This is a genomic window from Eubacterium sp. CAG:156, from assembly GCF_000434315.1.
Taxonomy (GTDB): domain Bacteria; phylum Bacillota; class Clostridia; order Lachnospirales; family Lachnospiraceae; genus Eubacterium_U; species Eubacterium_U album.
This window is the reverse complement of sequence record NZ_FR878179.1, coordinates 57,863-63,725: the sequence shown is the minus strand read 5'-3', so window position 1 is coordinate 63,725 and position 5,863 is coordinate 57,863. Positions and strand designations below refer to the sequence as shown.

6 protein-coding genes are annotated in these 5,863 nt (G+C 32.3%); all 6 read right to left on the bottom strand.

Annotated features, from left to right (window positions below):
• Window positions 1-159: 159 nt before the first annotated feature.
• A complete protein-coding gene (locus tag ABMA45_RS09015; RefSeq protein WP_022089561.1) occupies window positions 160-534 on the bottom strand; it encodes a RidA family protein in 375 nt (124 codons plus the stop codon).
• A gap of 146 nt (window positions 535-680) precedes the next feature.
• On the bottom strand, window positions 681-2,630 hold the full coding sequence (locus tag ABMA45_RS09010) for an ABC transporter ATP-binding protein (RefSeq protein WP_022089560.1): 1,950 nt from the start codon (window positions 2,628-2,630) through the stop codon (window positions 681-683).
• Window positions 2,630-4,399, bottom strand: a complete 1,770-nt coding sequence (locus ABMA45_RS09005) for an ABC transporter ATP-binding protein (RefSeq protein ID WP_022089559.1) — start codon at window positions 4,397-4,399, stop codon at window positions 2,630-2,632. Before ABMA45_RS09005 ends, ABMA45_RS09010 begins: the two co-directional genes overlap by 1 nt.
• A gap of 10 nt (window positions 4,400-4,409) precedes the next feature.
• Window positions 4,410-4,829: a MarR family winged helix-turn-helix transcriptional regulator gene (locus tag ABMA45_RS09000; RefSeq protein ID WP_022089558.1), complete on the bottom strand. Its 420-nt coding sequence runs from the start codon at window positions 4,827-4,829 to the stop codon at window positions 4,410-4,412.
• An 85-nt stretch (window positions 4,830-4,914) separates the two neighbouring features.
• A complete protein-coding gene (gene coaE, locus ABMA45_RS08995; protein WP_022089557.1) occupies window positions 4,915-5,496 on the bottom strand; it encodes a dephospho-CoA kinase in 582 nt (193 codons plus the stop codon).
• 75 nt (window positions 5,497-5,571) lie between these two features.
• Window positions 5,572-5,863, bottom strand: a 292-nt coding sequence (locus tag ABMA45_RS08990) for a DNA polymerase (RefSeq protein ID WP_348030197.1), incomplete at its 5' end; no start/stop codon positions are given.

Below are 5,863 nucleotides of genomic sequence, written 5' to 3'. Positions count from 1 at the left end.
ATCCATTCTTTTTTCATCGCTTCTCCTTCTCTACTTTTATATTTAATATGTTAGGGCCCAAGTCCCCAACTTTGATGCATGCGGTTTGTTCCGTGTTACGCACTCACACAATCCTATCTAATCATATTTTACAAATTATAAAGGCAGATTTTAATATAATTAATCTACAACTGCAATAACTTCTACTTCACAAAGAACATTTTTAGGAAGCTGCTTTACTGCTACACAACTTCTTGCAGGTTTTCCTGTAAAATATTTTTCATAAATTCCATTAAAAGTTGTAAAATCTTCCATATTTGCTAAGAAACATGTTGTTTTAATTGTGTTTTCATAATCTACACCGGCTGCATTTAAAATTGCCCCTAAATTTTTCATTACCTGAGTAGTCTGTTCTTCAATTGTTGTCCCAACAATTTCACCTGTTGCAGGATTTAATGCAATTTGTCCTGATGTATATAAAATTCCATTTGCAATAACTGCCTGTGAATAAGGTCCTATTGCTGCAGGGGCCTTGTCTGTGATAATCTTCTTCATGTTAAATTCCTCCTATAACTAATATGTATAGCCTCTTTTTATCAAAGACTAATTGTCGAAAACTTTCACAAAATTAAGTTTGTTGATTTTGTTTCCTAATTATATTTCTCTCAATAAATGCTATCAAATCGCATCTAAAAAGTCAATTATGCAAGTGCTTTATTTCCTGTGTAAAGTTGATAATATTTACCCTTTTGTTCAATTAGTTCATCATGAGTTCCTCTTTCAATAATACGTCCCTGTTCAAGTACCATTATACAGTCAGAATTCTTTACAGTTGATAATCTGTGGGCGATAACAAATGTTGTTCTTCCCTTCATCAGTTTATCCATACCTTCCTGTACTAATTTTTCAGTTCGTGTATCAATTGAACTTGTAGCTTCATCCAAAATTAATACCGGTGGGTCAGCAATTGCTGCTCTTGCGATTGCCAATAACTGTCGCTGTCCCTGAGATAAGTTTGCACCATCTCCTGTTAACATCGTGTCATATCCATTAGGAAGGCTCATAATAAAATTATGTGCATTTGCCAGCTTAGCAGCAGCCTCAATTTCTTCCCGGGTAGCGTCAAGTTTACCAAAAGAAATATTTTCAGCCACAGTTCCCGTAAACAAATGTGTATCCTGTAATACAATTCCTAAAGAATGTCTCAAATCATCTTTCTTGATTTTGTTTATGTTAATACCATCATATCTGATTTTTCCATCCTGAATATCATAAAATCTATTAATAAGATTTGTGATAGTTGTTTTACCTGCACCTGTAGAGCCTACAAATGCAATCTTCTGTCCAGGTGTTGCAAACAAATCTACATTATGAAGTACAATTTTGTCATCGTTATATCCAAAGTCAACATCATCAAATACAACATCACCTTTTAACTGTTTGTATTCTACTGTTCCGTCTGCCTGGTGAATATGTTTCCATGCCCAGATTCCTGTCTTTTCTTTTGCTTCAACAAGTTTATCGCCTTCGAATTTTGCATTTACTAATGTTACATAACCATCATCTGTTTCAGGTGTTTCATCTAACAGCTTAAATATTCTGTCAGCACCCGCTAATGCCATAACAATTGCATTTACCTGCTGACTAATCTGATTTATAGGCATTGAAAAATTCTTATTAAATGTAAGGAAACTTACCAATCCACCCAATGTTAATGCATTACCTAAAAATGTAACTTTATTTATTGCTAAAAATCCACCTACAATCGCTGTCAATGCATAACTTACATTCCCAAGCTGAGCATTTATAGGTCCTAATATATTTGCAAATTTATTTGCATTATTTGCACTGTTATATAGCTGATTATTTATTTCAACAAAATCGTTAATATTTATCTCTTCATGGTTGAATACTTTAACTACTTTCTGTCCTTCCATCATTTCTTCGATAAATCCATTAACTTTACCTATATCTTTTTGCTGCTTAATAAAATATTTACCACTAAGTCCTGCTGATTTTTTTGTTGCATATAGCATAATCGCAATCATAATTAAAGTTACAATTGTTAAAGGTATACTTAATGCAACCATGCTGGCAAATACCGTAACAATTGTTATACCACTATTTAAAAACTGTGGCATACTCTGACTAATCATCTGTCTTAATGTGTCAATATCATTTGTATACATAGACATAATGTCACCATGTGAGTGGGTGTCAAAGTATTTGATTGGAAGTTTTTCCATATGTTCAAACATCTGATTTCTTAAATTTCTTAAAGTACCCTGCGTAACATAAACCATTATTCTGTTATACGCAAATGTAGATAGTGCACCTATTCCATAAAATATGGCTACTTTTACCATTGCATGCATAAGTGGTGTATAATTAGGGGCTCCGCCGGCGTTTAAAGTTTTAACCATTGGTATTATATAAATATCTATAAGATTTTTTGTAAACCATGTTCCCTGAACGTTTGCTACTACACTAACTACTATGCAAATTGCAACTATTATAAGAGCTACTCCATAAGATTTGAACAGCATACCAAATAATCGTTTCATAATAATTCCGGGATTTTCAACCTTTGGCTTTGGCCCACGGCATCTGCCACCTGGTCCGCCTTTGAATTCTTTTACCTTTTCAGCCATTACTGTTCACCTCCATTCTCATCAAAATCTCCACTTCCTTCAGTCTGAGATTCGTACACATCTTTATATATTTCATTATTCTTTAATAATTCTTCGTGAGTTCCAAATCCATTTATTTTACCATTTTCCATTACTATTATTTTGTCTGCACTTTCAATACTTGAAATACGTTGTGCAATAATAAATTTTGTAGTATTTGGAATTTCCTGCGCAAATGCTTTTCTGATTTTTGCATCAGTTGCTGTATCAACAGCACTTGTTGAGTCATCTAATATAAGAATTTTAGGTTTCTTTAACAACGCTCTTGCTATACAAATTCTTTGTTTCTGACCACCTGATACATTTGTACCACCCTGTTCAATATATGTATTGTATTTTTCAGGAAACTTTTCAATAAATTCATCTGCACACGCAAGCTTACATGCAGCTACACATTCTTCTTCAGTTGCGTTTTCATCTCCCCAACGAAGGTTATCTAAAATAGTTCCACTAAAAAGTACGTTTTTCTGTAAAACTACAGAAACCTCATTTCGCAATGTGTCTAAATCATATTCTCTTACGTCTTTTCCACCAACTAAAACTTTTCCATCATTTACATCATACAAACGGCAAATCAAGTTAACAAGACTAGTCTTAGCGCTACCTGTTCCACCTATAATACCTATTGTTTCTCCAGATTTAATATCTAAATTAATGTCTTTTAAAACATAGTTCTTACCATTTTCTTTGTATTTAAAATTAACATTGTCAAATTTTACACTTCCATCTTTTATTTCAAATATAGGATTTTGAGGGTTTGTAATGCTGCTCTTTTCGTCTAATACTTCTACAATACGTTTTGCACTTGCAGCACTCATTGTTACCATAACAAATACCATCGAAAGCATCATTAAACTCATAAGAATATTCATACAGTATGCAAGCAAACTTGTTAGTTCTCCTGTATCGAGCGTAGGATTTGCATTCACAATCATGTGTGCACCTACCCAGCTTATTAAAAGAATACATGTATACACTGTTATCTGCATTACAGGTGAATTATAAGAAATAATTGTTTCTGCTTTTACAAACATGTTATATACATTATTACTTGCCTTATGAAACTTATCTGTTTCATATTCTTCTCTTACATAAGCTTTAACTACACGAATTGCTGATACATTTTCCTGCACGCTTTCGTTTAAATCATCATATTTTCTAAAAACCTGTTTAAAATACTTATTTGCATTTAACATAATAAATACTAAAATAATTCCTAAAATTATAACTGCAATTAAATATATTGTTGCAATTCTTGGGCTTATGTAAAATGCCATTGCCATAGCACATATCATACTAAATGGTGCTCTAATACACATTCTAAGAATCATCTGATATGCATTCTGTACATTAGTAACATCCGTTGTCATTCTTGTTACAAGTCCTGATGTACTAAATTTGTCAATATTTGCAAATGAAAATGTCTGAATATTTCTAAACATTGCTTCACGCAAATTTTTAGCAAATCCTGTTGAAGCTTTTGCACCTGCAATTCCTCCACCCATTCCTGCAACAAGTCCTAATAATGCAAATACAAACATTATTACGCCCATCATTACAATATAATTAGTGTCACCTTTTCCATTATTTCCATTAATTCCATTATTAATAATTAAGCCCATAATAAATGGAATTAATGTTTCAAAAATTACTTCTCCAATCATAAAAATAGGAGTCAATATTGAAGCCGCTTTGTATTCTTTGACTTCCTTTAATAATCTTTTAATCATCTTCTCCTCCTTACTCTTTTAAATTATCAATAGCTTTGTTTAACAGTCTGTAAAATATTTCTTTTTCCTCTTCTGTAAAAGAAGCAACTACCCTGTTTTCCATAATAGTTCTGCCCCGTTCCATTTCACAGCTTATTTCTTCTGCCTTACTAGTCAGAAAGATATTCCTACATCTCCTGTTGTCTTCATCCACAACAACAGTAACCAGTCCTTTTTCCTGCATTCTTTTGAGCAAACCTATAGTTGTAGAATGCTGAATATCAAGTTCCTTGGAAATGTCTTTTTGAGTTATTTTTGTATTGGGATTATCTTCAAGAAAACGTAAAACACGCATTTGTGAAAAAGTTAGTCCAACTCTTTCAAGTTCCTGATCAAAGTTTTGCTTGAATACTTTATCAAGCTTTTTAATTAACACTCCATAATGTTCCAAATTTTCACCTCATACTAAAAAATCTTACAACATGTAGCACGCTACATATTGTAAGATTTTTTCATCTTTAAGTCAATAATTTATTTTAACAAAATTGTGAAGAAAGCATGAAATCTATTTGTTCATGTGTTTCTTCTTCGCTATTAGAGTTGTCTATAAACTCATCTGAAACACGATTAAATTCTTCTTCGGACATTTGATTCATAATAACGTTTCTTGTCTTTTCTTCACTATATCCTCTGCTATCCATCAATCTCTTAATTCTTTTTTCTAAATCACAATAAACATACCATATTTCATCGCACATTTTATCAATACCACTTCCAATTAAGATAGCTGACTCAACAATAACAAGTTGATTTGAACTATTATTGATTCTGTCAGTTATTTCCTTAATTGTTCCCGGATGAGTAATATTGTTTAATGTCTCTAATTTTTTTGCATCATTGAATACAATTTCCGCGAGTTTTTTTCTGTCTATATTATCATCTTTATCTAGGCTCTCGGGAAATTCTCGTATCACCTTATTGTATACTTCATTTCCCTTTTCCATGATTTCTTTAGCCACCTTATCAGCTTCGATTATATAAGCATTGTATTTTTCTTTTAAATATGTGAGGACTGTAGACTTTCCACAGCCCACACCACCTACTATTCCTATTATCATTTTTTGTTTCCTTATTAGATGTATATTGAATACATTTTTTATTGTTATTTATAATTTTGTATTATGAAGTAATCTTTAATGAGCTTCATTCCAGTTGTTCCCAACTTCAACCTCAACTTCTANNNNAACTTCAACCTCAACTTCTAACGCCACACGCAAATCAGCCGCATTCTTCATATTATCAACTAAAATTTGTTTTACCTGTTCCACTTCATCTTTGTAAGCTTCAACCAACAATTCATCATGAACCTGCAATACTATCTTTGATTTTAAATTTTGTTCTTTTAAAGCTTTGTCCACGTTAATCATTGCGATTTTCATAATATCTGCAGCTGTTCCCTGAATCGGTGCATTCATGGCAACTCTT